This window comes from Arthrobacter sp. UCD-GKA, assembly GCF_001863355.1.
In the GTDB taxonomy this organism is placed as follows: domain Bacteria; phylum Actinomycetota; class Actinomycetes; order Actinomycetales; family Micrococcaceae; genus Paeniglutamicibacter.
The window spans coordinates 70,826-97,723 of the sequence record NZ_MOLR01000002.1 but is presented as its reverse complement, the minus strand read 5'-3'; the positions used below and the strand labels follow the sequence as shown (position 1 = coordinate 97,723).

Here is a 26,898-nt window from a genome sequence, read left to right as displayed (position 1 = left end):
TTTCTCACGCTGTCCTGGAAGGCTCTTCCTGCTGCGTGGAATTCCCCTGGAGCTGGAACCCGGCCAACAGTAGCTCAAGGCCGTACTCGAAGGTCGTCCACGCCCTGTCCTGTACTGCCAGCCCCGCCTCCAGCGCGGCATTCAGGGCCGCGGAGTTCTCCGCGGCAGATTCCCAGACCTGGGACGGGGCGGCGGCATCCAGCGCCGAGCCCAGCACAAAGGAGTCCAGCACGGTGATCGCGGCCAGCGAGTCCGCCGCGCCGAAGCCGCCGGCCGCGAAGGCCCTGGCCAGCAGGTCGTAGACCCGCAAGGTCCCCTCGTCCCGCACGGTGTGCGCCGTGAACAGGGGAATCAGTTTAGGGTGCTTGGCATAGGAGCGCATGTACCCCTTGGCGATCTGCCGCAAGGTGTCCACCCAGTCGCCGCCGGGCTCCGGCAGCTCGATCTCGCCCATGGCCGCCCCGCGCATCATTTCCACGATGTCGTCCTTGGACACGACGTGGTTGTAGAGCGAGGAGGGGCTGACTCCCATGGCCTTGGCCAGCTGCGGGATGGTGAACTCGCCGTGCTTGTCCACCAGGCAGAGCGCCGCATCGGCAATGGCGGGAGCGGATAGCTTGGGGCTGCGTGGGCGGGCCATGTGGTGTTGCTCCTGGGATCGCGGGGGAATGCCGGCACAACAAGTCTAACGAATCAAATTCGTTTTACCCCTTGCGCCGCGTGACCCAAGCCACCATAATTAAACGAATCAGATTCGTTTACTGTGACGGTGATCTCCGCAGGCGCCACTTCCGGCCCGGTGACAAGCATCGGTCACACACCAAGCACTTGCAGGAGAACCACCATGAGCTGGACCATGCCCGCCGAGACCTCGGCCCAGAAGCGCGTGTGGATGGCCTTCCCGCACGGGGGCTACACGCTGGGCGACACCGAGGCCGAGGCCCACGCGGCCCGCTCGACCTGGGCCAGCGTCGCCCATGCGGTGGCCGAGTTCGCCCCGGTGTCCATGGTGGTGGACCCGGAAGACACCGAGGTCGCCGCGCAATACCTCGACGAGCGCGTCGAGATCCGCACCGCGGAACTCAATGATGCCTGGATGCGTGACATTGGCCCCACCTTCGTCACCAACGACGCCGGGGAACTCGCCGCCGTCGACTGGGTCTTCAACGGCTGGGGCGCCCAGGACTGGGCGACCTGGGACAAGGACGCACTGATCGGCGCGGCCGTGGCCGGCTGGGCCGGGGTTCCGCGCATCGCCTCCGCGCTGGTCAACGAGGGCGGGGCCATCCACGTGGACGGCGAGGGCACCGTGCTGGCCACCGAATCGGTGCAGCTGGACCCGGGTCGCAACCCGGGGACCACCAAGGAAGAGGTCGAGGCGGAGTTCGCCCGCACGCTGGGTGCCACCAAGGTGCACTGGCTTCCGCGCGGCCTGGCCCGCGACTCCCAGGAGTTCGGCACCCGCGGACACGTGGACATCGTCGCCACGATCTCCTCCCCGGGCACCGTGCTCATCCACTCCCAGCAAAACCCGGAACACCCGGATTATGCGATCTGCCAGGAACTGATCTCCACCTTCCACGGAGCCTCCGACGCGAAAGGCCGCGAATTCACGCTCGTCGAGGTCCCGGCACCGGGCATCCTGCGTGACGCGGAGGGCTTCGTGGACTACAGCTACATCAACCACCTCGTGGTCAACGGCGGCGTGGTGGCCTGCACCTTCGACGACCCGAACGACGAAGCGGCCCTTGCCGTGCTGGCCGCGGCCTACCCGGGGCGCAAGGTCGTGGGCGTGGATGCCCGCGAGCTCTACGCCCGCGGCGGCGGCATCCACTGCATCACCCAGCAGGAACCAGTGGCATTGGTGCGCAAGCCATGAGCCTGTCCACCGCACGGCGTACCCAGACGCCCGTCCCGTCCTCCGACACCGGCCTGGTCCGTTCCAAGGGCCTGGCCTCCGGCCAGCTCGGGCTCTTCGCCGCGGTGATGATCGGCATCTCCACCATCGCCCCGGCCTACGTGCTGACTTCCTCGCTGGGTCCCACGGTCCAGGCGATCGGCACCCAGCTGCCGGCGATCTTCATCATCGGGTTCATCCCGATGTTCCTGGTCGCCCTGGCCTACCGCGAACTGAACGCCGACACCCCCGACTCTGGGACCACCTTTACCTGGGTCTCCCAGGCCTTCGGCCCGGTGCTGGGCTGGCTGGGAGGATGGGGGCTGCTGGCCGCCAACATCATCGTGCTTTCCAACCTTGCCGGGGTGGCCGTTGACTTCTTCTACCTCTTCCTGGCCCAGGTAACCGGAAACCCCGCGTTGGCCGAGCTGGCGAACAACAAGCTGCTCAACGTTGCCACCTGCCTGGTGTTCGTGGGTGCCGCGGTGTGGATCGCCTGCCGCGGGCTGACCACCACCCGCATGGTGCAGTACGTGCTGGTCGGTTTCCAGCTGGCCGTGCTGGCCTGGTTCACCATCGGGGCCGTCACCAAGGCCGCCGCGCAGCCCGGACACCTGGCCTTCGACGCCTCCTGGTTCAACCCGATGCACATCGATTCCTTCTCCGCCTTCGCCGTGGGGTTGAGCCTGTCGATCTTTGCGTTCTGGGGTTGGGACGTGTGCCTGACCATGAACGAGGAAACCAAAAACGGTGAGAAGACCTCCGGCCGCGCCGCCGCGCTCACGGCCATCGGCGTGCTGGCGATCTACCTGCTCGGCTCGATCGCCATGCTGATGTTCGCCGGCATCGGGGAGAGCGGGCTGGGCCTGCGCAATCCGGAGAATGCGGAGAACGTGTTCACCTCCATCGCCACCCCTGTCATGGGGCCGTTCGCGGTCCTGCTCTCGCTGGCAGTGCTCTCTTCCTGCGCCGCGTCACTGCAGTCCACCATGATCTCCCCGGCCCGCTCGCTGCTGGCCATCTCCCACCACGGGGCGCTGCCCAGGCAATTCGCGTCGATCAACAGGTTCAAGTCCCCGGCCTTCGCCACCGTGGTCGCAGGAGGCGTCTCGGCAGGCTTCTACGCGCTGATGCGCGTGCTGAGCAGCAACGTCTTGAACGACACCATCCTGGCGTTGGGCATGATGATCTGCTTCTACTACGGGATCACCGCGTTGGCCTGTGTCTGGTACTTCCGCCACACAGCCCTGGACTCGGTGCGCAACTTCGCGCTGCGCCTGCTGGCCCCGCTGCTCGGCGGCATCGCTCTGGTGGCGGTGTTCATCCAGACAGCCGTCGATTCCTGGGACCCGGCGTACGGTTCGGGCTCGGAGATCTTCGGTGTCGGGCTGGTCTTCGTGATCGGCGTGGGCATCATTGCCCTCGGTGCGTTGTTCCTGGTGGGGGCAGCGGCACGCCGTCCGGAATTCTTCTCGGGGCGCAGCCTGCCCCGCAAGGCACCTGGCTCGGCCAAGGACCGGGTCTAACCACCACCCGGGTCGATCCGGCACCACATACATTCCCGCCTGTTCGCCCCCAAGGGGGGCGAACAGGCAAATCCAGAAAGCATTAGTTACCCTCATGAAACGACAGTTCACCATCCACGAAGCGTCCATCGAGGAGACCTTGCACGCCCTCGAAGCCGGCCAGGTGAGCGCCGTCGAGCTGGTCGCCGCCCACCTGGCCCGCATCGGGCGCTTCGACAGGTCCACGGTGAGGCTCAACGCAGTGGCAGTGCTGAACCCCGAAGTCTTTGCCCAGGCCGCGGCCTCGGATGCGCGGCGGCGCGCAGGGAAGGCCGGGGCGCTGGAAGGAGTGCCCTTCACCGTCAAGGACAGCTACATGGTCGCCGGGCTCACCGTGGCCTCCGGCTCGCCGGCCTTCAAGGGCCTCGTGGCCCAGCACGACGCATTCACCGTGGCCCGCATCCGCGAGGCCGGGGGAGTGCTGCTGGGCAAGACCAACATGCCGCCCATGGCCGACGGCGGGATGCAGCGCGGTCTCTACGGACGCGCCGAAAGCCCCTACAACACCAACTACCTCGCCGCTGCCTACGCGTCGGGCTCGTCCAACGGCTCGGCGGTCGCCACCGCTGCCAGCATGGGGGTCTTCGGCATGGGGGAGGAGACGGTGTCATCGGGCCGCAGTCCCGCATCCAACAACGGGCTGTGCGCCTACACGCCCTCGCGCGGGGTCATCTCGATCCGCGGCAACTGGCCGCTGTTCCCGACCCGCGACGTCGTGGTCCCGCACACCCGTTCCATGGATGACATGTTCCGGCTGCTGGACGTGATCGTCGCCGACGACCCCCAGACCACGGGGGATTTCTGGCGCGACCAAGAGGCCGTCGAACTGCCTGCCGCCTCGTCGGTGCGCCCCGGAAGCTACGCAACGCTGGCCGATGCCGAAGCCCTGAAGGACAAGCGCTTCGGGGTGCCGCGGATGTACCTGGGGCAGGACCCCAAGTTTCCGATCCGTCTGCGCCCCAGCGTGCTGGCGCTCTGGGAGGCTGCCCGCAAGCGGCTCGAGGACCTCGGGGCCACGGTTGTCGAGGTCGACTTCCCCGTCATCGAAAGATACGAGGGCGACACCCCCGGCGGAGAGCAGCTCGGCGCACTCGGCGTGCTGCCCGAGGGATGGATGGATATCGAATTCAACGAGCTCCTTTCCCACGGCTGGGACACGTTCCTGCGCGAAAACAACGACCGGGCACTGAACCGCCTGGCCGACGTCGACCACGCCAGGATCTTCCCCGCACCCGCGGGGTCGTTGCCCGACCGCTACGACGAGGTCGAGGACTATGCGAACCGGTACCGCGACGTGGTGCAGCTGGCTGCCGACGGCCTGCCGGACCCGGCCGACCTGCCCGGATTCGCCCGGGGGCTCAAGGTCCTTGAGGCGCTGCGCAAGGAACTTTTCGAAGACTGGCTCGCCGAGCACCACCTCGACGGGGTGATCTTCCCCGCCAACGCCGATGTCGGCGCCGCCACCGCAGACATCGAGAAGGAAGCTGCCGACAAGGCGTGGGAAAACGGGATCTACTTCTCCAACGGAAACTACGCGATGCGCCACTTCGGCATCCCGTCCATCACCGTGGCCATGGGAACGATGGAGGACATCGGCATGCCGGTGGGGCTCACGTTTGCCGGTCCAGCCTATGCGGACAACGCGATCCTCGGATGGGGGTGGGCCTTTGAGCATGCCGGCACGCTGCGCACGGCCCCGGCGCTTGCTCCCGAGCTGCCCGGGGACCGGAGCTGGTCAGACACCCCGGCAGGCACAGGGATCGAAAGGCCGGAAATATCCATCACGGCAGGGGTGGACCCCGCAATCCACAACGAGGGCGCCCGGCACGTGCTACTTGAGGGCAGCGTCCAAGCCCCGCAGTGCGCCGCGCTCCGGCTAACTGTCAATGGCGAACCATCGGCGGTACTGCGTGAAGGAACAACATGGAGGGCCACGGCGGTCCTGCCTGCGCCGGCGGAGCCTGCTGCCATCGGGTCGAACCCGGCCGGGCGCATCCTGGCGGCCATCCATGTGGTGGCAGGCGGAGGTCTGGCAGCCGGGGCCTACACGGAGATCTAGGACCCGCGGCGTGGTGTCCTGCTAGAGCGAGACCGACAGCAGGGCGATGGCTTCCTGGGCGCCCTCGAACGTCACCAGGGCCTCTTCGCGGCGTCCGGAGGCATGCAGCAACAGCTCGCCCGCGCGCCCGGTGATGGCCACCGAGGTGCTGGACTTGCGCGCCACGTGGCGCCGGCCGTCGGGCAGCACCAGGATGATCCCGACATCGACGCCGCGGTAGTAGTGCGCGGCCCGGCGCACCAGGTCCTCCCACAGCAGGTCTTCGTACCTGGCATCGAGCGCACGCGGAACCCAGCGGTCGCCCGCACGGCGGACGTCCTCGGTGTGGATGAAGAACTCGGAGAGGTTCGCGGCATGGTCCATGCGGGGCACCGACAGCGGGGAGATCCTCGGGGCGCCGGCCTTGAATTCATCCACGATCGAGGCATAGGCGTTGCGGTCCAGGGCGCGATCGGCGCGGCGCGAAAGTTCGGCCTCCATGCGGTGCGCCAACGGCTTCAGCACCAGGCCCGCGGCCAGCAGCGACTGCTCCCGCAGCACCAGGTGCGCGGCCAGGTGCCGGGTCTCCCATCCTGCGCACAGGGTGGGGGCCGTTGGCCCTGCCGCCAGCAGGACTTCGGCCAATACTTCACGCGAGGCTGGTACGAAATGCATCACTTCGAAACTAACACGTTCGGAGGCACTTGGAGCCCCTGTGTCGCCCCCGGGTCGCCGCATCTGTGGCCAATTCGTCACCGGGGGTCGCGCCCACGCGGTTTGGCCCGCGTTTTGCCGCCCGTGGCACTAGACTGGTGTGGATGTCGCAGAACCCAGCCTTCGCCGCCCCCGCCTCCGTTGACGGGAAATTGTCCGCGCAGATTTCCGCCGCCCTGAAGAAGGACGACGCCGGATTGGTGGCCGCCGTCATCCAGCAGCACGGCACCGGTGAGGTGCTGATGCTCGGATGGATGGACGAGGAGGCACTGCGCCGCACCCTGACCACCGGGCGGGTGACCTTCTGGTCCCGCTCGCGCCAGGAATACTGGCGCAAGGGCGACACCTCCGGGCACTCCCAGCTGGTCCGCTCCGTGGCCCTTGACTGCGACGGCGACGCCCTGCTGGTGGTCGTCGACCAGATCGGCGCCGCCTGCCACACCGGGACGCGCACGTGCTTCGACGGCCGCGAACTGCCCGCCGTCGTGGGCCGCCGCGTTTCCTGATCTTCCCCCCGCTCCACTTCCGTACACGCAAGGACCATTCTTCGCTCATGCAAGCTCTCGGCGCCCTGACCCCCACCCGCGAGCAATTCCGCGCGCTCGCCGCGGAACGCCGCGTCATCCCCGTGACCATGAGGGTGCTGGCCGATGCGCTGACACCCATTTCGGTCTACCGCCGGCTGGCCAACGGACGGCCCGGAACGTTCCTGCTGGAATCCGCGGCAGCCGGGGGAGTGTGGTCCCGCTATTCCTTCATCGGCGTGAACTCGCCCGCCACCCTGACCACCCTCGACGGCAAGGCCCACTGGCTGGGCACCCCGCCGGCGGGCATGCCGACCGAGGGCAACCCGGTCGAGGTCCTGCGCGACACCGTCCGCGCGCTGCGCACCGAACCCCTGCCCGACCTGCCGCCGCTGACCAGCGGCATGGTCGGCTTCATCGGCTGGGAAGCGGTGAGGCACTGGGAGAAGCTGCCCAACCCCCCGGCCGACGACCTGCACCTGCCGGAAATCGCCATGAACCTGGTCGGCGACATGGCCGTGCACGACAACACCGACGGCACGCTGACGCTGATCGCCAACGCCATCAACTTCAACGGCACCACCGAGGGCGTCGACGGAGCCTACGACCACGCCGTCTCCCGCGTCCGGGACATGCTTGAGGTGCTCGGCGAGGCCGCCGAGAACCCGGTCTCGGTGCTCTCGGGCACCGATGTGCCGGCCGACGAACTCATGAACGCGGTGACCCACTCCTGGGACGAGGACTCCTACCGCCAGGCAGTGCTGCGCGGCAAGGAGGCGATAGTCGAGGGCGAGGTCTTCCAGATCGTGGTTTCGCGCCGCTTCGAGCTCGAAACGCACGCGGACCCGCTGGATGTCTACCGGATCCTGCGCGGCACCAACCCCAGCCCCTACATGTACCTGTACAGCTTGCAGGACGCGCACGGCAAGGACTACTCGATCGTCGGTTCCTCGCCCGAGGCGCTGGTCACCGTCAACGGCGACCACGTGGTCACCCACCCGATCGCCGGCTCGCGCCCGCGCGGGGCCAACTACGAGGACGACCAGCTGCATGAGAAGAACCTGCTGGCCGACGAGAAGGAACGCGCCGAGCACCTGATGCTGGTCGACCTCTCGCGCAACGACCTGTCCAAGGTCTGCGTCCCGGGCTCGGTCGAGGTCACCCAGTTCATGGAGGTCGAGCGCTTCAGCCACATCATGCACCTGGTCTCCAACGTGGTCGGGAAGCTGGCCGAGGGCCACGACGGCTACGACGTGCTGGCCGCGACCTTCCCGGCCGGCACGCTCTCCGGGGCCCCGAAGCCGCGTGCCCTGCAGCTGCTCGACGAATTCGAGCCCTACCGCCGCGGCATCTACGGCGGCGTGGTCGGCTACCTGGACTTCGCCGGCGACATGGACATGGCCATCGCCATCCGCTCCGCGCTGATCAAGGGCAACCGCGCCTATGTGCAGGCCGGCGGCGGCATTGTCGCCGACTCCGACCTGGACGCCGAGGCGCTGGAAACCATCAACAAGTCCGCCGCACCCCTGCGCGCCGTCTGGGCCGCCGGGACCATGGCGCCGGCACAAGTGGACGGCACCAACACATGAGCACCACAACGAAACCCCGCCGCAGCACCAAGCGCTCCGTGATGCTGCTGGGGCTGCTCGGCGCGGTGCTGGCGCTGGCCACCAGCACCCGCACCTGGATCAACGTCCAGCCCGAGGTCGGCTCCGTGAAGATCCCGCTGATCCAGATCGCGGGCTCCGATGCCGCCACCGCCGTGGCCGCGCTGGCCGTGGTGGCCCTGGCCGGCTCGCTGGCCGCGATGATCGCCGGGAAGATCGCCCGCTACATCATCGCCGCGATCCTGCTGCTGGCCGGGGGCGGCATCGCCGGCGCCGGCATCTCGGTGCTTTCCGATCCCGTGTTTGCCGCCGCCACCAAGGTCGGGGAAGCGACCGGGTTGAACACCTCCGGCGGCGACTACGACCTGACCCCCTGGCCCTGGTTCGCGGTGCTGGCCGGCGCGATCCTCGTGGCCAGCGCGTTGCTGCTGGGCATCACCGGCCGGAACTGGGCCGGGTCGCGCAAGTACGCCCGCGACGCCGCGGCAACTGCGCCCGGGACCACGGCGGCCGAGCCGACGGGGCAGATCGATGAGATCTCCGGCTGGGACTCGCTCTCCCGGGGGGATGATCCCACCGGCTGATGCGCACACACTGCGCAACATGGCATGCCATCGCCTTAAAGAATGGCAGAATGTAATCAAGAAATGTATCGGGGTCACTCCCGATTGGCACGAGGTGAGAAGGAGTCTCCCACCATGGCTAACGCCAACACCCAGATCGATCCAATGCACGCAGAAGAAATCGGCCACGGCAACTCGAAGGCCGCTTGGGCGGCCGTCGGCATCATGATGGTCGGCTTCGTCGCCGGCGGCATCGCCTTCGCAGCGCACAACCACCTCGTGGTGTACATCTGCTCCGGCGTCGTCCTGCTCGGCCTGGTCGTCGGCTGGATCATGAAGAAGGCCGGCTACGGCGTCAACGGTTCCAAATCTGGTGACTCGCACTAGCCGTGAGCGTACTAACTGAAATCATCGCGGGCGTCCGGATCGATCTGGACGCCCGTCGGTCCATCCGGAGCCAGGCGCAAATCGAGACCGACGCCACTTTGGCGGCCCCGGCACGTGACGCCTACGCCGCCCTGGGCGGCAACACCGACCCCGGAGCACGCGACGCCTCGATGCGCGTGATCTCCGAGGTCAAGCGCAAATCCCCCTCCAAGGGGGAGCTGGCCGACATCGGCAGTCCCGCGGACCTGGCCCGTGCCTACACCGCCGGGGGCGCCTCGGTGATCTCCGTGCTGACCGAGGAACGCCGCTTCGGCGGTTCGCTGGCCGACTTCGACGCGGTGCGCGCCGCGGTGGACATCCCGCTGCTGCGCAAGGACTTCACCGTCGACGCCTACCAGATCCACGAGGCCCGCGCCCACGGTGCCGACCTGGTGCTGCTGATCGTCGCGGCCCTGGACGACGCGCAGCTGCGCGAATTCCTCGACCTGACCCACGCCCTGGGCATGAATGCCCTGGTCGAGACGCACACCGAGGAAGAGATCGCCCGCGCCGTGAAGCTCGGGTCCAAGATCATCGGCGTGAACGTGCGCAACCTCAAGACCCTTGAGGTGGACCGCGGCAACTTCGCCCGCCTGGCCCAGAACATCCCCTCCGACGTCGTCATCGTGGCCGAATCCGGGGTCCGCGACGTCGCGGATGTCGAGCACTACGCTTCCCACGGTGCCGACGCGATCCTGGTGGGCGAGGCCCTGGTCAAGGACAACGACCCGCGTGCCGCCGTCCAGCGCTTCATCGAGGCCGGAACCGCCGCCAAGCCGGCCCGCGCCCGCTAAGCAACACCCCCAAAACCCCTCGAAGAATTCCTGAGCAAGAAAAGGATGCGCCAGATGAACCCGATGACCGGTGACCCAGACCAGGGTGGAAGCAAGCCCGCCTCCGCGCCTTCCCATTCCCTGCGCCACGCCGCGGGTCCGTACTTCGGCGACTACGGCGGACGCTGGATGCCCGAATCCCTGATCGCCGCCATGGACGAGCTCAACGAGACCTTCGAGGCGGCCAAGGCCGACCCGGAGTTCATCGCCCAGGTCAAGGACCTGAACAAGAACTACTCGGGCCGCCCCTCGCTGCTCACCGAAGCCAAGCGCTTCTCCGAAGCCGCCGGAGGAGTGCGCGTCTTCCTCAAGCGCGAGGACCTCAACCACACCGGCAGCCACAAGATCAACAACGTCCTGGGCCAGGCGCTGCTGGCCAAGCGCATGGGCAAGACCCGCATCATCGCCGAGACCGGGGCGGGCCAGCACGGCGTCGCCTCGGCCACCGCGGCGGCCCTCATGGGCCTGGAATGCGTGGTCTACATGGGCGCGGAAGACACGCGCCGGCAGGCCCTGAACGTCGCACGCATGCAGTTGCTCGGCGCCACCGTCATCCCGGTGACCGCCGGCTCCCAGACGCTGAAGGACGCCATCAACGAGGCGCTGCGCGACTGGGTCGCCAACGTCGGAACCACCCACTACCTGCTGGGCACCGCCGCCGGCGGACACCCGTTCCCGGCCATGGTGCGCTACTTCCACGAAGTCATCGGCGAGGAGGCCCGCGAGCAGATCATCGCCCAGGCCGGACGCCTGCCGGACGCCGTGGCCGCCTGCATCGGCGGTGGCTCCAACGCCATCGGCATCTTCCACGGCTTCCTCGACGACGCCGATGTCGAGCTCTACGGCTTCGAGGCCGGGGGAGACGGCATCGACACCCCCCGCCACGCCGCGACCATCACACTGGGCAGGCCCGGTGTGCTGCACGGGGCCAAGAGCTACCTGATGCAGGACGACGACGGCCAGACCATCCAGTCGCACCCGATCTCCGCCGGCCTGGACTCACCGACACCGAGGCCATGGACGCCTTCTCGCTCCTCTGCCGCACCGAGGGCATCATCCCGACCATCGAGTCCTCCCACGCACTGGCCGGCGTGCTGAAAATCGCCGAGCGGAAGATCGCCGCCGGTGCGGTGCCGAAAGAAACCATCATCATCGCCAACCTTTCGGGTCGCGGCGACAAGGACGTTGGAACCGCAGCGGAATGGTTCAACCTCATCGACACCGAAAAGGACGCCAAGTGAGCCCCGTATCCAAGAGTGCCGCGGCGATCGCCGCGGCCCGCGCCGAAGGCCGCCCGGCGCTGATCTGCTACCTGCCCGCCGGCTTCCCCGACGTGCAGGGCACCATTGACGCGGCCGTGGCGATGGCCGAGAACGGCGCCGACATCATCGAGGTCGGCATCCCGTACTCGGACCCCGTGATGGACGGCTCGGTCATCCAGGCCGCCACGGTCCAGTCGCTGGCCCAGGGCTTCAAGGTCGCCCAGGTGTTCGACATCGTCAAGGGCATCACCGAGCGTTGTTCCGCAACGGTCATGATCATGACCTACTGGAACCCGGTGCTGCGCATGGGCGTGGACGAGTTCTCCCGCCGCCTGGCCGAGGCCGGCGGCGCCGGGTTGATCACCCCGGACCTGGTTCCCGACGAGGCCGCCGAATGGATGGAAGCCTCCGACAAGTACGGCCTTGACCGCGTCTTCCTGGTCGCCCCGTCCTCCACCGAGGCACGCATGAAGGCCACCGTGGACGCCAGCCGCGGCTTCGTCTACTGCGTCTCGGTCATGGGCGTCACCGGCGCCCGCGCCGAGGTCTCCGACGCAGCTGCCGCCGTGGTCGCCGCGGCCCACGCCGCCGGAGCCGAAAACGCCTGCGTCGGCCTGGGCGTCTCGGCGCGCAAGCACGTGGAAGAAATCGGCGCCTACTCCGACGGCGTCATCGTGGGCACCGCCCTGGTCGCGGCCCTGCGCGACGGGGGAGTGGACGCGGTGGCCAAGCTGACCGCGGAACTCAGCGGGCGGGCAGTGAACGCATGATGCCGCTGGCCGTGGCTGGAGCCAATATCCTGGCCTCGATCCCGAGCCCGCCGTCCGAGTTCTCGAAATTCTCCATCGGCCCGCTGACCATCCACGCCTACGCGATCTGCATCATGATCGGCATCATTGCCGCCATGTGGATCGCCTCGAGGCGCTGGCGGGCCAAGGGCGGGCCGGAGGACGTGGTCTGGGACATCTGCATCTGGGCGATCCCCTTCGGCATCGTCGGCGGACGCCTCTACCACGTGCTGGTCACCGACCCCGAGTACTACTTCGGCCTCCAGGGCCAATCGGCGCACCTTTCCGAGATCCCGCAGATCTGGGCCGGCGGACTGGGCATCATGGGTGCCATCTCGCTGGGCTCCTTGGGTGCCTGGATCGCCTGCCGGCGTGCCGGGGTGCGCCTCTCGGCGTTCCTGGACGCCGCGGTCCCGGGCGTGCTGCTGGCCCAGGCCTTCGGCCGCTGGGGCAACTGGTTCAACCAGGAACTCTTCGGCAAACCCACCACGCTGCCGTGGGGCCTGGAAATCGACCCGAACAGCTACAACTTCCCCCCGGGCCTGCCGGCCGGAACCCTGTTCCAGCCCACCTTCCTCTACGAGTTCTTGTGGAACGTGGCCGGGGTATTCCTGCTGCTGGCCCTTGACCGGAAGTTCAAGCTGCGCCGGGCTTCCCTGTTCTGGACCTACATCCTGTGGTACGGCATCGGCCGGACCATCATGGAAACCATGCGCATCGACGCCGCGGACACCATCACCATCCTGGGCATCGGGCTGCGCGTGCACATGTGGCTGGCCATCGTCATGATCATCATGGGCGCCATCGGGTTGGCCTTCGTGCTCATCCGCCTGCGCCCGCTGCCGGATCCCGGGGTCTACCTCAAGGGCCGCGAACCCAAGGCCGAAGTCGCCGCCGGGACCACGGAAGCGGAAGAGCCCACGAAGGATGGCTCGAAGCCGGCGGACGAGCAGAAGCCGCCCGCCGACGGACCAGCCTCCTAGGCCCCATCCGCCCCGGCACGCGCGGGATTACCGGCAAGACCCCCTTTCATTCACGCCTCACCAGGTGGGGAAATGTGAAGGGGGTCTTTTCGCGTTACGACGAAACTTTCAGGAAACCCAAAAGTTCCAAGTCAGCAACGGGTTCGTAGTGGGCACGAAAACTGTTGGAAACAAAAGCGCGTATAAATCCGAAACATGCCGGTGCTACTCTTTTTTCACTGTGGCAGCACGGCCGGGCGCGGAGCACCCCTCCATCCGCACCCGAGGCTGCCGGCAACCACAATGACGTGGAAACGCACGACCCGCGGCCCGCCCACCGGCTGGAACACACGGTTGCCGCGCCCGCAGCATTGGTGCCACACCGACACCCCACACCAAGCCCCCAGCGGGGCACCGATTCGCGAACCCAAAAACTCTCTCGGCCACCGTCGTCCGAAGAACCAGACCCGCCGCCCACACACCGAGAAAGGGACAACTCATGAGCATGACCGGAGTCCAACTCAATGCCTCACCGCATCAGGGCGAGGAGATTTCCTCGCCCTACACCAGGTTTGCCGACGTCCCGGCAGCACAGGGACTCTATGATCCGGCAAACGAAAAAGACGCGTGCGGCCTGGCGGTCATTGCCACGCTGACCAAGGAGGCCAGCCACCAGATCGTGGAACAGGCCCTCGAGGCGCTGCGCCGCCTCGAACACCGCGGTGCCGTGGGTGCCGACGCCGGCACCGGCGACGGAGCCGGCATCCTCACCCAGATCCCCGACGCATTCTTCCGCGCGGTCACCGACTTCGCCCTTCCCGCCCCCGGCCGCTACGCCGCCGGCACCGCCTTCCTCCCGCAGGAGACCGCGCAGCGCAACGCCGCCGTCACCGCCCTAGAGGAACTCGCCGCCGAGGAAGGCCTGACGGTCCTGGGCTGGCGCGACGTCCCGGTGAACACGCAGGCCATCGGCGCCACCGCCCTGGGCTGCATGCCGCACTTCTCCCAGCTCTTCCTGGGTGCCGCCGAAGACCACGAGGCCGACCTCGATGCCCGCGTCTTCCGCATCCGCAAGCGCGCCCAAAACAAGTTCGGGGTGTATTTCCCCTCGCTCTCCTCCGCGACCATGGTCTACAAGGGCATGCTCTCCACCGAGCAGCTCACCGAGTTCTACCCGGACCTGTCCGACGCCCGCTTCGCCTCGCGCCTGGGCATCGTGCACTCGCGCTTCTCCACCAACACCTTCCCCTCCTGGCCGCTGGCCCAGCCCTTCCGCACCATTGCCCACAACGGCGAGATCAACACCGTCAAGGGCAACCGCAACTGGATGCGCGCCCGCCAGTCCCAGCTGGCCTCCCCGCTGCTGGGCGAGGTCCCCGAGGAACTCTTCCCGATCTGCAGCCCCGGTGCTTCCGATTCGGCCTCTTTCGACGAGGTTGCCGAGCTGCTGGTGCTCTCCGGCCGCCCCGTGGCCCAGGCCATCATGATGATGATCCCCGAGGCCTGGGAAAACCACGCCACCATGGATGCGGACCGCCGCGCCTTCTACGAATACAACTCCATGCTCATGGAGCCCTGGGACGGCCCGGCCGCGGTCTCCTTCACCGACGGCAAGCAGGTCGGCGCGGTGCTGGACCGCAACGGGCTGCGCCCGGCCCGCTACTGGATCACCACCGACGGACTGGTCGTGCTGGCCTCCGAGGTCGGCGTCATCGACCTGGCCCCAGAGCAGATCTCGGCCAAGGGCCGCGTCGCCCCGGGCAAGATGTTCCTCATCGACACCGAGGCCGGACGCATCATCGACGATGCCGAGATCAAGTCGCAGGTCGCCGCCTCCGCACCGTGGGCCCAGTGGCTCAACGAGAACAAGATCAGCCTCACCGAGCTGCCGGACCTGGAGCACGTCAAGCACAACTCCGCCTCCGTGCAGATCCGCCAGCGCACCTTCGGCTACACCACCGAGGAACTGCGGATCCTGCTGGCCCCGATGGCCACCGCCGGCGCCGAGCCGCTGGGAGCCATGGGCACCGACACCCCCGTCGCGGTGCTCTCGGACCGCTCCCGCCTGCTCTTCGACTACTTCACCCAGTCCTTCGCCCAGGTCACCAACCCGCCGCTGGATTCCATCCGCGAGGAACTTGTCACCTCCCTGGGCACCAGCATCGGCCCGGACGGGAACCTGCTGGCCACCGGCAAGGTCGACGCCCGGCAGGTGTCCCTCGACTACCCGGTGATCACCAACGACGACCTGGCCAAGATCGCCAACATCCGCGACGAATCAGGCGCCAAGGTCGCCCTGAAGGTCCGCGGGCTCTACCGCCCCGAGGGCGGGGAATCGGAGCTGCGCGCCCGCCTGCAGGAAATCTGCGAGAAGGTCTCCGCCGCCATCAACCGCGGCGTGAAGTTCATCGTGCTCTCGGACAGGGACTCCAACGCCCAATGGGCGCCGATCCCGTCGCTGCTGCTCACCTCCGCGGTGCACCACCACCTGCTCAAGAGCGCCAACCGCACCAAGACCTCCCTGGTCATCGAGGCCGGGGACGTGCGCGAGGTGCACCACGTGGCGGTGCTCGTGGGCTACGGCGCCTCGGCGATCAACCCCTACCTGGCGCTGGAATCCGTGGAGGAAATGGCCACCCAGGGCGAGCTCGGCTCCGTGACCCCGGCCAAGGCGCAGGTCAACCTGATCAAGGCGCTGGGCAAGGGCCTGCTGAAGATCATGTCCAAGATGGGCATCTCCACCGTGGCCTCCTACTGCGGCGCCCAGACCTTCGAGGCCCTGGGCCTGTCCCAGCGCGTGGTCGACCAGTACTTCACCGGCACCTCCTCGCAGCTCGGGGGAGTGGGCCTGGACATCATCGCCACCGAAACCGCGATGCGCCATGCAGCCGCCTACCCGGCGGACCTGAACCCCGATGCGCACCGCGTGCTGGAGACCGGTGGCGAATACCAGTGGCGCCGCGAGGGCCCGCCGCACCTGTTCAACCCGGAGACCGTCTTTAGGCTGCAGCACGCCACCCGCGAACGCCGCTACGACATCTTCAAGGCCTACACCCGGGGCGTCGACGACCAGGCCAAGGGCCTGATGACGCTGCGCGGGCTGCTGGACTTCAAGACCGGCGAACGCACGCCCATCGACATCGAGAAGGTGGAGCCGGTGTCGGAAATCGTGAAGCGCTTCGCGACCGGGGCCATGAGCTACGGCTCGATCTCCGCCGAGGCGCACGAGACCCTGGCCCGCGCAATGAACCGGCTGGGCGGCAAGTCCAACACCGGCGAAGGCGGCGAAGACGTGGACCGCCTGCTGGATCCGGAGCGCCGCTCCGCGGTCAAGCAGATCGCCTCGGGCCGCTTCGGGGTCACCAGCATGTACCTCACGCACGCCGACGACCTGCAGATCAAGATGGCCCAGGGTGCCAAGCCCGGCGAGGGCGGCCAGCTGATGGCCAACAAGGTCTACCCGTGGGTGGCCCGCACCCGCCACTCCACCCCCGGCGTGGGATTGATTTCCCCGCCGCCGCACCACGACATCTACTCGATCGAGGACCTGGCCCAGCTGATCCACGACGCGAAGTGCTCCAACCCGGGTGCCCGCGTCCACGTGAAGCTGGTCTCCGAGGTCGGCATCGGCACCGTCGCGGCCGGAGTCACCAAGGCCAAGGCCGACGTGGTGCTGGTTTCCGGGCACGACGGCGGCACCGGAGCCTCCCCGCTGAACTCGCTGAAGCATGCCGGCGTGCCCTGGGAGCTCGGCCTGGCCGAGACCCAGCAGACGCTGATGCTCAACGGGCTGCGCGAACGCGTCACCGTGCAGGTCGACGGGCAGCTGAAGACCGGCCGCGACGTGGTCATCGCCGCCCTGCTGGGCGCCGAGGAATTCGGCTTCGCCACCGCCCCGCTGGTGGTCGCCGGCTGCATCATGATGCGCGTCTGCCACCTGGACACCTGCCCGGTCGGCGTGGCCACGCAGAACCCGGAGCTGCGCGCCCGCTTCACCGGCCAGGTGGACCACGTGGTGAACTTCTTCGAGTTCCTCGCCCAGGAGGTCCGCGAGATCCTCGCGGAACTCGGCTTCGCGACCCTCGAGGAGGCCATCGGCCAGGCCGAGCTGCTCGACACCCGCGCCGCGGTGGGCCACTGGAAGACCGCCGGGCTGCACCTGGAAAAGATCTTCAACACCGCCGGCTCCAAGCCCGGGGCGGCGCGTTCGCGCACCGGGTCCCAGGACCACGGGCTGGAGACGCACTTCGACAACCAGCTCATTGCAGCCTCCGCTCCGGCCTTGGAACGCCGCGAAATGGTCGTTCTTGACCTCCCAATCAAGAACACCGACCGCTCGGTGGGCACCATGCTCGGCCACCACGTCACCCGCACCTTCGGCACCGACGAACTGGCGGAGGGGACCATCGCGGTCACCCTGCGCGGGCACGCCGGCCAGTCCCTCGGCGCGTTCCTGCCCGCCGGCATTGCGCTGGACCTGGTCGGGGACGCCAACGACTACGTCGGCAAGGGGCTGTCCGGCGGACGGATTTCCGTGCGCGCCGATGAACGCTCCGGCTTCAACCCGGCCGAGCAGGTCATTGCCGGAAACGTCATCGGCTACGGCGCCACCAGCGGCGAGCTGTTCATCGCCGGGCTGGTGGGCGAACGCTTCGCCGTGCGCAACTCCGGGGCCACCGCGGTGGTCGAGGGCATCGGGGACCACGGCTGCGAATACATGACCGGCGGAACCGCGCTGGTGCTCGGTCCCACCGGACGCAACTTCGCCGCCGGCATGTCCGGGGGCACGGCCTACGTGCTGGACCTGGACACCGCGGCGCTGAACCCGCTGGCCGTGGCCAACGAGGACCTGTTGCTCTCCGGCCCCGACGAGGCGGACTGCGTGCTCATCAAGGAACTGCTCACCAAGCACGTGGCCCACACCGGCTCCGCACTGGCCTCCAGCCTGCTGGCCGACTGGCCGGTGGCCGCGGCCCGCATCACCAAGGTGCTCCCGCGGGACTACGCCGCGGTGTCCCAGGCACGAAACACTGCCGTCCATGAAGGATTCGACCCCGATTCAGCAACCGTCTGGAACAGGATTTTGGAGGTGACCCGTGGCTAATCCACGTGGATTCCTGGAGGTGCGCGAACGCGTCACCGTGCCCAAGCGCCCCGTCTCGGTGCGCATCATGGACTACCGAGAGGTAACAGCCAGGCAGGACGCCGGCGTGCTGAAAAAGCAGGCCGGGCGCTGCATGGACTGCGGCGTGCCCTTTTGCCACAACGGCTGCCCGCTGGGCAACCTCATCCCGGAGTGGAACGCACTGGTCCACGAGGGACGGATGGCCGAGGCCGCCGAGCGCCTGCACGCGACCAACAACTTCCCGGAGTTCACCGGGCGGCTGTGCCCGGCCCCCTGCGAGTCCTCCTGCGTGCTGGGCATCAACCAGCCGGCCGTAACAATCAAGCAGGTCGAAGTCGAAATCGCCGACACCTTGATTGCCTCCGGCGGGCTCGAGCCGGTGCTGGCCGTGCGCCACACCGACAAGCGCATCGCCGTGATCGGCTCGGGCCCCGCGGGCCTGGCCGCCGCCCAGCAGCTGACCCGTGCCGGGCACACCGTGGCGGTGTACGAGCGCGACGAGAAGGTCGGCGGGCTGCTGCGCTACGGCATCCCCGACTTCAAGATGGGCAAGGACGTGCTGGAGACGCGGCTGGCCCAGATGGAGGCCGAGGGAACCGTGTTCCGCACCGGGGTCTCGGTGGGCACCGACATCGAATTCGACGCCCTGAACAGGCTCTACGACGCGGTGATCGTGGCCACGGGCGCCACCGTGCCGCGCGATTTGCCGGTCCCCGGACGCGAACTCGAGGGCGTGCACTTCGCCATGGACTACCTGGTGGATTCGAACGAGGTGGTGGCCGGCGAGCGTGAAGGCCTGCGGATCGATGTCGCCGGCAAGCACGTGGTCATCCTCGGCGGCGGCGACACCGGGGCCGACTGCCTGGGCACCGCGACCCGCCAGGGAGCAGCCTCCGTGACCACCCTGGCCATCGGCGCCCAGCCCCCGGCCGAGCGTCCGGCGCACCAGCCCTGGCCCATGGCCCCGACCATCTTCGAGGTCCAGTCGGCACACGAGGAAGGCGGCGAGCGGACGTATTTGGCCGCCACGGTCAACTTCACAGGTGAGCACGGCAGGGTGATGGGTGTTACTCTGGCAGAGACCGAATTCATAGACGGTCAGCGCCTTCCGAAGCCGGGCACCGAGCGGGTCATTCCCGCGGATCTGGTCTTCCTGGCCCTGGGGTTCACCGGACCCGAGCAGGCCGGCTTCCTGGAACAGGCCAACACCGAGTTTGATGACCGGGGCAGCGTCGCCCGCGATGGTTACTACATGACCAACACCCCCGGGGTGTTCGCGGCAGGCGATGCCGGACGCGGACAATCCCTGATCGTGTGGGCCATAGCCGAGGGACGATCCTGTGCCGCGGCCGTGGACAAATACCTGATGGGCGAAACCCGCCTTCCGGCCCCCGTCTCTCCGACGGATCGGGCCATCAGCATGTTGTGAAACGGATGCACCTCTGATGCGGTGTTTTCCCGACCTGAGAAATGGAAAGGCAGATAGGCTAACCGTATGAGACGCGCAAAAATCGTGGCCACCTGGGGCCCGGCGATCGGTACCTACGACAAGACATTGGCAGTGCTCAAGGCGGGTGTCGACGTCGCCCGGCTGAACATGAGCCACGGCGACCACTCGATGCACGCCGAGAACCTCGGCAACGTCCGTGCGGCGGCCGAGGAGCTCGGCCGCCCGGTGGGCATCTTTGCCGACCTGCAGGGACCGAAGATCCGCCTGGGCCGCTTCGTGGACGACGCCAAGCACATGCTCAAGGTCGGGGACACCTTCACCATCGTGATTGCCGACGTGCTGGGGGACGGCTCGTTCTGCTCCACGACGTTCAAGGGCCTGCCCACCGATGTCAACGTGGGCGACATCCTCTTGATCAACGACGGCAAGGTCGCCCTGCGCGCAACGGCCGTGGATGACGAGAAGGTCGTCACCGAGGTCGTCGTGGGCGGGGAGGTGTCCAACAACAAGGGCATCAACCTTCCCGGCGTGGCCGTGAACGTTCCCGCCCTGAGCGAAAAGGACGAGGAGGACCTGCGCTGGGCCATCCGGGCCGGCGTCGACATGGTCGCCCTGTCCTTCGTGCGCAACGCCGCCGACATCGGGCGCGTGCACGAGATCATGGACGAGGAGGGCCGGCGCCTTCCGGTCATCGCCAAGATCGAAAAGCCGCAGGCGGTTGACGCGCTGGAAGAAATCATCGACGCCTTCGACGCCATCATGGTGGCCCGTGGCGACCTCGGCGTGGAGCTTCCGCTCGAGGAAGTCCCGCTGGTGCAGAAGCGCGCCATCGAGCTGGCCCGCCGCTGGGCCAAGCCGGTCATCGTGGCGACCCAGGTGCTCGAGTCGATGATCGAGTCCCCGACGCCGACCCGCGCCGAGGCCTCGGACTGCGCCAATGCCGTCCTCGACGGTGCCGACGCGGTCATGCTCTCGGGGGAGACCTCGGTGGGCGAATACCCCATCGAGACCGTCGAGACCATGGCACGGATCATTTCCTCCACGGAAAAGCACGGACTGGACCGCATCCCGCGCCTGGGCTCCAAGCCCAAGACCCGTGGCGGCGCCATCACCCGTGCCGCCGTGGAAATCGCCGACCAGTTGGATGCCAAGTACATCGTGGCCTTCACCCAGTCCGGCGATTCGGCCCGACGCCTGTCCCGGCTGCGCCCGAAGCGCCCGGTCCTGGCCTTCACCCCGCTGCCGCAGACCTACAACATCATGACCCTGATGTGGGGCATCCAGCCTCGCCTGGTCGAATACGCCGACCACACCGACAAGATGACCGCACAGGTCGACCGCGCCCTCCTGCAGGAAGGCCTGGCCGAGATCAACGACATTGTCTGCATCGCAGCCGGGTCACCTCCCGGACAGGCCGGATCCACCAACTCGCTGCGCATCCACAAGGTCGGCGACCTTGCGGACGCCGGCCAGCTCGGCGATGGCAAGCCGATGCCTGCCCGCGAGAAGGTCGGTCCGTGGGATTCGGACAAGGGCGAGGGCGAAAACAGCCACACCATCTAGCTGGTTCGAGGTGCGGCAGGGGCCGGACCTCCACCACGATTCCCTTGGGGGACCGCGGTGGGGGTCCGGCCCTTTCGTTTTCAGTCAGTCAGCTCCACCGGCACGGCGATGACATCCACCATCGCGCCGTTCCGGAGCACCGTCACGGGCAGCGGCACACCGATGGCTTCGGTGAACAACTGCTTTTGCACGCTTTCGGCGCTGGAGACCGGGCGCCTCCCGACGGTCAGCACCAGGTCTCCGGGTTTCAACCCGGACTTCTCCGCGGGGGACCCGGCGATGACATCGGCAACGCGCAGTCCCTGCCGCTGGCCCATGCGCAACGCCAGCGTCTCGTCAAGCGCAAACGGGGCACTGACCAGGCCCAGGTAGGCGCGCCGGACACAACCGTCGGCCATCAGCGCGGCGATGATCCGCCGGGTGGTCGCGTTGATCGGAACGGCCAGGCCCAAGCCCGCGCCCGCCACGGCCGTGTTGATGCCGACGACCCGGCCGCGGGCATCGGCCAGCGCCCCGCCCGAATTGCCCGGGTTCAGCGCGGCATCGGTTTGGATGACGTCCTCGATTACCCGCCGGGCCCGGCCAAGTGCGGTGGGGATGGATCGCCCCAGCCCGCTGACCACCCCGGCGGTCACTGAACCGGCCAGGCCCAGCGGGTTGCCCACGGCGATCACCAGTTGGCCCACCCGCAGTCCCTCGGCGTCGCCGAGTCGGGCCGGTGCCTGCATGTGGGAATAGCCGCGGATCACGGCCAGATCGGACAGGGCGTCCGCTCCTCTGATCTCCAGGTCCGTTGCCGTGCCGTCGGCAAAGGTCGCCCGTCCGGCAGTGGCCCCGGCAACCACGTGGGCATTGGTCAGCATGAAGCCGTCTTCGGTGAAGACCACGGCGGAACCCGCGCCAAGACGCACCGGGCCACCGCGGCCGGTACGCATCATCTCGACGGCCGCAACATGCGGCCCAACCTCTTCGGCAACGCCGATGACGGTCCGGGAATAGGCATCCATCACATCTTCAGACCCAAGTCCGGATTCGGAAATATCGAAAGGCTCATTCACCGCACGCCTCCAGGGGTGCCAATGGTCGGATATTGGCGACGCTTCCTGCCCACGCACCGGCCGCGCCACATGCCTATACAACGAAAGTGGTGCCCACCGTAGTCCCGCGATGGATACGCCAAGGGAGAACGGCGTTGTAGGAAGGAACGGCGGTTCCGTGTGGATGCAGGACTGCCTTCATTGGTAGTAACGAAGGAAGCCGCCGAGGCTTTCGTTGGGCACTCACGGCCGGGTCATCAGGGAGAACTTGTCAGGCAGTGCCTAAGATTGGTGGTTGGACATACGCGCTGAAGCAGCCTGAGCTTAGGACCATGATGCAGGGACAGACACTCGCCGATCTTATTGAGGCGGATCGATACCGCGGCAGCAAGTCGCTCTCCTACGAATCGCTCTCAAGGAACTGCGGCGGTAAGCCCTCGGCCCAGCGACTGCAGCAGTATGTAACGACCGACCTGAAGAACTTCCCTGACCCGGATACCATTCGTGGCATCCAGCGGGGGACCGGTCATTCCGCCCAGACAATGATTCATGCCGCCGCTCGTTCGCTTGGCCTCGCCGTCGCCGACACTGACCCGGATTCCTTGGTCGTTGCCGGCGTGGCAACGCTTTCCCCAACGTCTATCGAGTCGCTCAAGACGATTGCGCGGGAGCTAGTCACTCTGACCAGCGAGGTTCACCATGAAGACCAGGACAAGCCCGAAGCGAATCCACCCGGCAAGCCAACTCTCCGTACGATTGGCACCAGCGGTAAGGCTGGCCAGGGACAGAAGATCCACTGGAGGTGGGCCGTGCCAAATGCGGACTCCATCTTCCGCGAGAACCAGGACTTCGTAGCCGCGAACCTCGGTGTCGTCACCGGGGCATCCCTGCTCGAGCACGTCGGCGACGAGCGCATCGAACTCCTGGCTTCCAACATTCCGGAGGGCATTGACTGCGTCCGCAGGGCACTCACCAAGGCACTGCAGTTTAGGATCCAGGAGCACTTCGACGCAATTGCAGAGTTGCCGGCCGAGCAAGACATAGCTGCGCACTTCGATTTCAAAACCCAACGCCAGCAGTTCGAAGAAGCGCATGGCGAGCGCGGCGAAGAAAATCAAGACCTGCCTTGAGGCAGTGTCTGTCTACTAGGGGAGAAGGCATGGAAGTAGTTTCAGATATTGGGGGAGTTGTTTCGCGGGCGACCGTGCTGGCAACTATGGATGACATTGCTGAAATGACGTCAAAACTGCTGGCGGTCCATCGTGAAGAAGGGCTTCCACCCTCACAAGAGTATGGAAAAGCATTGAGAGCGATCGGCCAATTCATGCAAGCTTGGCGCGGGCCCGTGAGCGACGAGTCAATCAGCATAGATCCGCGGGTCTTAATCAAATTTCAAAGCTCACTTGATGATTTAGCTTCTTGGGTCGACATTGGCCTTCCGCGCAACAGCGATGACTTTGCGGACTTCTGTGACAATCTAGGCGCCCTGGGAGTGATGTTCAACGAACTAGTGCACGACGAAAATGCCAAGAACAATGTAGGTTCACTGCTGTGTGGCGCCTATCAGGAGTTCCCGCGGCCAAAGCGTTCGCAAGGCAGCGATGCTGCCATCGATGATACGAACTCGTTGACACGTCTTCCCGCGGCAGAACGGCTGGCTCGCCAGTTTGCCCGGCAAGCCAGAGAGGCGGAAAAACGCGTTGCCTCTCTGAACAACGACCTTGAAAGCATCCGGACTGAACTCAGTTCACGCTCTCAAGAAATCGACACCCGCCGCGACGAATACGAGGTCCTCCACAACGAGGCCAAAGAAATGGCCAAGCAATACAAAGATCTGCGGCAAAACGAAGCAACAACGCAGGCCACTAAGTATTACGACGGATTCCGAAAGCGATCCCTCCGTGGCTACTGGCTCTTTCTCTCAGGCTCGATCGCCGCCTTTGTCGCTTCAGGACTATTGTCGATCTGGTTTACGAGGGACTTTCCCACGGGCGGCGATACCGCCTTCGTTGTGTCAGAACTTGCCTGGACGCTCGTAGTCGTGTCTGGATTGATCGGCCTGGCAACGCTACTCGCCAAACAATCCACGCACTTCAGGACTTTGTCGACGTGGGCGAGTGCGATCAAGATGCAACTGCAAACGTTTGATTCGTATACGCTCGATGTAACGAATCCTGACTACGTCGAGGCACTACGCGCCGAATTCTCACAGAGAGTTTTTGGGGCTGAGCCCTCCACTACGGGAGCAGCCAATCTTGAAGGAAGCCCGAATTCGACAGTATCGCTCGCCCCGCTGATCACTGAGATCATCCGGGGCACACAGAAAAGCTCGGCAGGAAAAGAATGACCCGCCGGCTTAGCAACGGTGGATATACCGAGGAAGCCTACGGCGGGCGCGGCGAAGAAAACCAAGACCCAGGAGATGTTGAGTGAGCGTCATCGAGGATTGCCTTCAGAGTGATGGGCACCTGCTCCCGGCGGATACTCCATATGGCACGACATTCGAGGAAATTCACCGCGTATTCGTGGAGAATGCTCCCTTCAGGGAACGTCGTGAGCTAATCTTCTCTGCGCTCACCCTCTATTCGAAAGTGGTTTGGTCCCTGACCCCGGACGCGAAACTCTGGATTGACGGAGGCTTTACCACCCATAAGCCCTGGGCGGCACCGAACGATGCTGACGTTGTGGTCCTCGTCCCGCAGGACGACTTTGTGAGAGTGGTGTCCACGGAGCTGGAACTATTTCTTGCGCTCTCTACGTTGCAAGGGGTAGAGGTTGGATTGCCAAATGCGACGGTGCAGAGAATCCAACCCATGGCTGGATTGGTAGACAGCTTCATTCAGCCGGATCTGGAACCTGTCAGGGCCACGTGGCACGATACTTGGAGTAGCGTCAAAGGCCAGGATGGAAGGCTGGTCGCCGGAAAGCGTAAAGGTTATTTGGAAGTGAGGAACTCGTGAGCAGCAGCGAAAATAGTATTCGATTACTACGTGATGCCTTGCGAGCAACTACCGGAAATGCACTTGCGGACTCGTACATGTACGCATCGTTGCGTTCGGGCATCGTCAAAGACGACCCTGAGCTAATGGATGTTTGGGTTCAAGAGGTGGGGCCGGAGCAGGCCAGGATAGACCTTCACCTCGAGGGTTCTGGCGTCCAGGGACACTCCACAAACGCTCTCGATTTCGGCAGGTTTGTTGCCAACCTTGCTGAAGCTGTCAAGGAGACGGCAAAAGGTATTATGGGCACCAAAAAAGCCCCTGCTGAACTCTTGATCGAGGGCGCGTCCCCTGGTTCCGTCCGAGTGGTCCTCAAAGCACCCCCGGTCGACAAGGAACCGCGCCCGGGCCAACCTGACGATGGGCAAACAAAAGTAGATGAACCGTCTTCGGCCCAGTCTGACGCTTTGCGCAAAATTGCCCAGGTATTGTCCCTTGCGTCTGAGACAAGCGATCTCGAGACTGATGCGTTGGACGCAAGCGTTGATACTCTCCCGCCAGCAGCAAGGGCCAAATTGATGGCTGCACTAAAGCACGTCGAAAGGTCCTCATGGACGATTGATGGCAAGGTGGAGCAGCGGCATATTGGGCTGTCGGACGTCACACTCAGCCAGCAAGGGGCATCATTGCTTCGCACTGTTTTGGGCCGCGGCTATGAGAAGCGGACCACTGAGCGCGTGCAAGGCACGATTGATGGACTCAAGAAGTCGCTTGGTGTGATGTGGTTCGAGCCTTACGGTGGCAGACCATTCGTTGCCGCCGTTTCAGAAGAAAAGCTACTCATGGAGGTAGCCAGATTCAACGCTCTCCCCGATCAGGTGGTGATAGCAGTATTCGATGCGTTTACGATTCTCGATGAAGGTGCTGGCGGGGAGCTCAGAAAGAGCCGTGCGCTTGTGTCGTTGACTCCTATCCAGTCGGCTGATGAGCTTGACGTCTTCGAATAAAGGGGAGGTCGCTAGGCCATAGTCGTACCCTGCGACATTTTGAGCGCACTTCGCGTAGCATTGGCGCACAATCCATGCAGAACATATGTTCTAGGAATGTTTCAACCCTGGGGGAAGCTGCGCCAACTCGCGCACATTGAAATCATCTGGACGCGCCCACACTCGCACGCGCCCCCGGCCACCGACGGAACCAGCCGCATCTGGCTGGATCCCAACCTCAACCAGACCGAGCACCGCTGCGCGCTCACACATGAACTGATCCACATCCAGCACGGACACTGCGGCTGTCAGACACCGGCCATCGAACGACTGGTGCGTTGGGAATCCGCCCGCCTGCTCATCAACTTCGAGCACCTGGCCCACCACGCACGGTGGGCCCACTCCCTGCCCGAGCTAGCAGAGGAACTCATGGTCACCGAGGACGTCCTGATCGACCGCCTCCAAACCCTCGACGGCGACCAGCTGCAGAGGCTCTGGCCCTCCGAGGACCACGTCGCCTAACGGCGCCCTCCACATCCCCGCACAACCCCCACCTGCACGGAACTATGCGGCATACCGCCTGCATAGGCTCACATCAGTGCACCCAAAATCAGGCCAA

At 66.1% G+C, this 26,898-nt stretch carries 21 protein-coding genes and 1 pseudogene; 19 read left to right on the top strand and 3 right to left on the bottom strand.

Going from position 1 to position 26,898, the window contains the following annotated elements:
- Positions 1-4: 4 nt before the first annotated feature.
- The gene (locus tag BLJ79_RS03630) at positions 5-640 is read right to left on the bottom strand and encodes a TetR/AcrR family transcriptional regulator (RefSeq protein WP_071213336.1); all 636 of its coding nucleotides are present in this window, start codon (positions 638-640) and stop codon (positions 5-7) included.
- Between the two features lie 204 nt (positions 641-844).
- Between BLJ79_RS03630 and BLJ79_RS03625 the strand changes: the two genes are divergently transcribed.
- The 3 genes from BLJ79_RS03625 to BLJ79_RS03615 all read left to right on the top strand — a co-directional run bounded on the left by BLJ79_RS03625 (position 845) and on the right by BLJ79_RS03615 (position 5,521).
- Complete coding sequence (locus tag BLJ79_RS03625; RefSeq protein WP_071213335.1) at positions 845-1,879, top strand: agmatine deiminase family protein; 1,035 nt, start codon at positions 845-847, stop codon at positions 1,877-1,879.
- On the top strand, positions 1,876-3,423 hold the full coding sequence (locus BLJ79_RS03620; RefSeq protein ID WP_071213334.1) for an APC family permease: 1,548 nt from the start codon (positions 1,876-1,878) through the stop codon (positions 3,421-3,423). Before BLJ79_RS03625 ends, BLJ79_RS03620 begins: the two co-directional genes overlap by 4 nt.
- Positions 3,424-3,517: 94 nt before the next feature.
- Complete coding sequence (locus BLJ79_RS03615) at positions 3,518-5,521, top strand: amidase (RefSeq protein ID WP_071213333.1); 2,004 nt, start codon at positions 3,518-3,520, stop codon at positions 5,519-5,521.
- A 21-nt stretch (positions 5,522-5,542) separates the two neighbouring features.
- Here the strand turns inward: BLJ79_RS03615 and BLJ79_RS03610 are convergent, their stop codons facing one another.
- The gene (locus BLJ79_RS03610; protein ID WP_071213332.1) at positions 5,543-6,175 is read right to left on the bottom strand and encodes a TIGR03085 family metal-binding protein; all 633 of its coding nucleotides are present in this window, start codon (positions 6,173-6,175) and stop codon (positions 5,543-5,545) included.
- A 143-nt stretch (positions 6,176-6,318) separates the two neighbouring features.
- Between BLJ79_RS03610 and hisI the strand changes: the two genes are divergently transcribed.
- The 11 genes and pseudogenes from hisI (at position 6,319) to pyk (ending at position 21,317) form a co-directional block, all read left to right on the top strand.
- Complete coding sequence (gene hisI, locus BLJ79_RS03605; protein ID WP_071213331.1) at positions 6,319-6,720, top strand: phosphoribosyl-AMP cyclohydrolase; 402 nt, start codon at positions 6,319-6,321, stop codon at positions 6,718-6,720.
- A gap of 47 nt (positions 6,721-6,767) precedes the next feature.
- The gene (locus tag BLJ79_RS03600) at positions 6,768-8,327 is read left to right on the top strand and encodes an anthranilate synthase component I (protein ID WP_071213330.1); all 1,560 of its coding nucleotides are present in this window, start codon (positions 6,768-6,770) and stop codon (positions 8,325-8,327) included.
- Positions 8,324-8,929, top strand: a complete 606-nt coding sequence (locus tag BLJ79_RS03595; RefSeq protein WP_071213329.1) for a Trp biosynthesis-associated membrane protein — start codon at positions 8,324-8,326, stop codon at positions 8,927-8,929. The genes BLJ79_RS03600 and BLJ79_RS03595 overlap by 4 nt, the downstream gene beginning before the upstream one ends.
- 114 nt (positions 8,930-9,043) lie before the next feature.
- Positions 9,044-9,295, top strand: a complete 252-nt coding sequence (locus BLJ79_RS03590) for an HGxxPAAW family protein (protein WP_071213328.1) — start codon at positions 9,044-9,046, stop codon at positions 9,293-9,295.
- A 2-nt stretch (positions 9,296-9,297) separates the two neighbouring features.
- Positions 9,298-10,128 (top strand): indole-3-glycerol phosphate synthase TrpC, encoded by an 831-nt coding sequence (gene trpC, locus BLJ79_RS23255; protein WP_071213327.1) that lies wholly within the window; start codon positions 9,298-9,300, stop codon positions 10,126-10,128.
- Positions 10,129-10,191: 63 nt separating this feature from the next.
- Positions 10,192-11,408 (top strand): annotated as a pseudogene (trpB, locus tag BLJ79_RS23250) (tryptophan synthase subunit beta).
- On the top strand, positions 11,405-12,199 hold the full coding sequence (gene trpA / locus BLJ79_RS03575) for a tryptophan synthase subunit alpha (protein ID WP_498683454.1): 795 nt from the start codon (positions 11,405-11,407) through the stop codon (positions 12,197-12,199). Before trpB ends, trpA begins: the two are co-directional and overlap by 4 nt.
- Before the next feature lie 11 nt (positions 12,200-12,210).
- On the top strand, positions 12,211-13,200 hold the full coding sequence (gene lgt, locus BLJ79_RS03570; RefSeq protein ID WP_498683456.1) for a prolipoprotein diacylglyceryl transferase: 990 nt from the start codon (positions 12,211-12,213) through the stop codon (positions 13,198-13,200).
- A gap of 478 nt (positions 13,201-13,678) precedes the next feature.
- Positions 13,679-18,283, top strand: a complete 4,605-nt coding sequence (gene gltB / locus BLJ79_RS03565) for a glutamate synthase large subunit (RefSeq protein WP_139194703.1) — start codon at positions 13,679-13,681, stop codon at positions 18,281-18,283.
- Entirely contained in the window at positions 18,276-19,733 is a 1,458-nt protein-coding gene (locus BLJ79_RS03560) for a glutamate synthase subunit beta (RefSeq protein WP_071213324.1), read from the top strand. Before gltB ends, BLJ79_RS03560 begins: the two co-directional genes overlap by 8 nt.
- Before the next feature lie 66 nt (positions 19,734-19,799).
- Complete coding sequence (gene pyk / locus BLJ79_RS03555; protein ID WP_071213323.1) at positions 19,800-21,317, top strand: pyruvate kinase; 1,518 nt, start codon at positions 19,800-19,802, stop codon at positions 21,315-21,317.
- An 80-nt stretch (positions 21,318-21,397) separates the two neighbouring features.
- Here pyk and BLJ79_RS03550 read toward each other — a convergent pair whose 3' ends face one another.
- Entirely contained in the window at positions 21,398-22,324 is a 927-nt protein-coding gene (locus BLJ79_RS03550) for a S1C family serine protease (RefSeq protein ID WP_071213322.1), read from the bottom strand.
- A 362-nt stretch (positions 22,325-22,686) separates the two neighbouring features.
- Here BLJ79_RS03550 and BLJ79_RS03545 point away from each other — a divergent pair, with 362 nt between their 5' ends.
- From BLJ79_RS03545 to BLJ79_RS03525, 5 genes are all read left to right on the top strand, one after another.
- Positions 22,687-23,484 carry a hypothetical protein gene (locus tag BLJ79_RS03545; protein ID WP_139194702.1) on the top strand — a complete coding sequence of 266 codons (798 nt, stop codon included), beginning with the start codon at positions 22,687-22,689 and terminating at the stop codon, positions 23,482-23,484.
- A gap of 29 nt (positions 23,485-23,513) precedes the next feature.
- Entirely contained in the window at positions 23,514-24,701 is a 1,188-nt protein-coding gene (locus tag BLJ79_RS03540; protein WP_139194701.1) for a hypothetical protein, read from the top strand.
- Positions 24,702-24,783: 82 nt separating this feature from the next.
- Positions 24,784-25,314, top strand: coding sequence for a DUF6932 family protein (locus BLJ79_RS03535; protein ID WP_071213319.1), 531 nt, complete (start codon positions 24,784-24,786; stop codon positions 25,312-25,314).
- Positions 25,311-26,300, top strand: a complete 990-nt coding sequence (locus BLJ79_RS03530) for a hypothetical protein (protein WP_139194700.1) — start codon at positions 25,311-25,313, stop codon at positions 26,298-26,300. The genes BLJ79_RS03535 and BLJ79_RS03530 overlap by 4 nt, the downstream gene beginning before the upstream one ends.
- Before the next feature lie 96 nt (positions 26,301-26,396).
- The gene (locus BLJ79_RS03525) at positions 26,397-26,801 is read left to right on the top strand and encodes a hypothetical protein (protein ID WP_071213317.1); all 405 of its coding nucleotides are present in this window, start codon (positions 26,397-26,399) and stop codon (positions 26,799-26,801) included.
- The last annotated feature ends 97 nt before the right edge of the window (positions 26,802-26,898 follow it).

Excerpts from the sequence above, each read along its gene's own strand:
- BLJ79_RS03610 (WP_071213332.1), bottom strand. The coding sequence starts at position 6,175 with ATGCATTTCGTACCAGCCTCGCGTGAAGTATTGGCCGAAGTCCTGCTG.
- BLJ79_RS03625 (WP_071213335.1), top strand. The coding sequence starts at position 845 with ATGAGCTGGACCATGCCCGCCGAGACCTCGGCCCAGAAGCGCGTGTGG.
- BLJ79_RS03525 (WP_071213317.1), top strand. The coding sequence starts at position 26,397 with ATGTTTCAACCCTGGGGGAAGCTGCGCCAACTCGCGCACATTGAAATC.
- hisI (WP_071213331.1), top strand. The coding sequence starts at position 6,319 with ATGTCGCAGAACCCAGCCTTCGCCGCCCCCGCCTCCGTTGACGGGAAA.
- BLJ79_RS03595 (WP_071213329.1), top strand. The coding sequence starts at position 8,324 with ATGAGCACCACAACGAAACCCCGCCGCAGCACCAAGCGCTCCGTGATG.
- pyk (WP_071213323.1), top strand. The coding sequence starts at position 19,800 with ATGAGACGCGCAAAAATCGTGGCCACCTGGGGCCCGGCGATCGGTACC.
- BLJ79_RS03545 (WP_139194702.1), top strand. The coding sequence starts at position 22,687 with ATGATGCAGGGACAGACACTCGCCGATCTTATTGAGGCGGATCGATAC.
- BLJ79_RS03620 (WP_071213334.1), top strand. The coding sequence starts at position 1,876 with ATGAGCCTGTCCACCGCACGGCGTACCCAGACGCCCGTCCCGTCCTCC.
- BLJ79_RS03630 (WP_071213336.1), bottom strand. The coding sequence starts at position 640 with ATGGCCCGCCCACGCAGCCCCAAGCTATCCGCTCCCGCCATTGCCGAT.
- BLJ79_RS03600 (WP_071213330.1), top strand. The coding sequence starts at position 6,768 with ATGCAAGCTCTCGGCGCCCTGACCCCCACCCGCGAGCAATTCCGCGCG.
- BLJ79_RS03590 (WP_071213328.1), top strand. The coding sequence starts at position 9,044 with ATGGCTAACGCCAACACCCAGATCGATCCAATGCACGCAGAAGAAATC.
- BLJ79_RS03540 (WP_139194701.1), top strand. The coding sequence starts at position 23,514 with ATGGAAGTAGTTTCAGATATTGGGGGAGTTGTTTCGCGGGCGACCGTG.
- BLJ79_RS03615 (WP_071213333.1), top strand. The coding sequence starts at position 3,518 with ATGAAACGACAGTTCACCATCCACGAAGCGTCCATCGAGGAGACCTTG.
- BLJ79_RS03550 (WP_071213322.1), bottom strand. The coding sequence starts at position 22,324 with ATGGATGCCTATTCCCGGACCGTCATCGGCGTTGCCGAAGAGGTTGGG.
- gltB (WP_139194703.1), top strand. The coding sequence starts at position 13,679 with ATGAGCATGACCGGAGTCCAACTCAATGCCTCACCGCATCAGGGCGAG.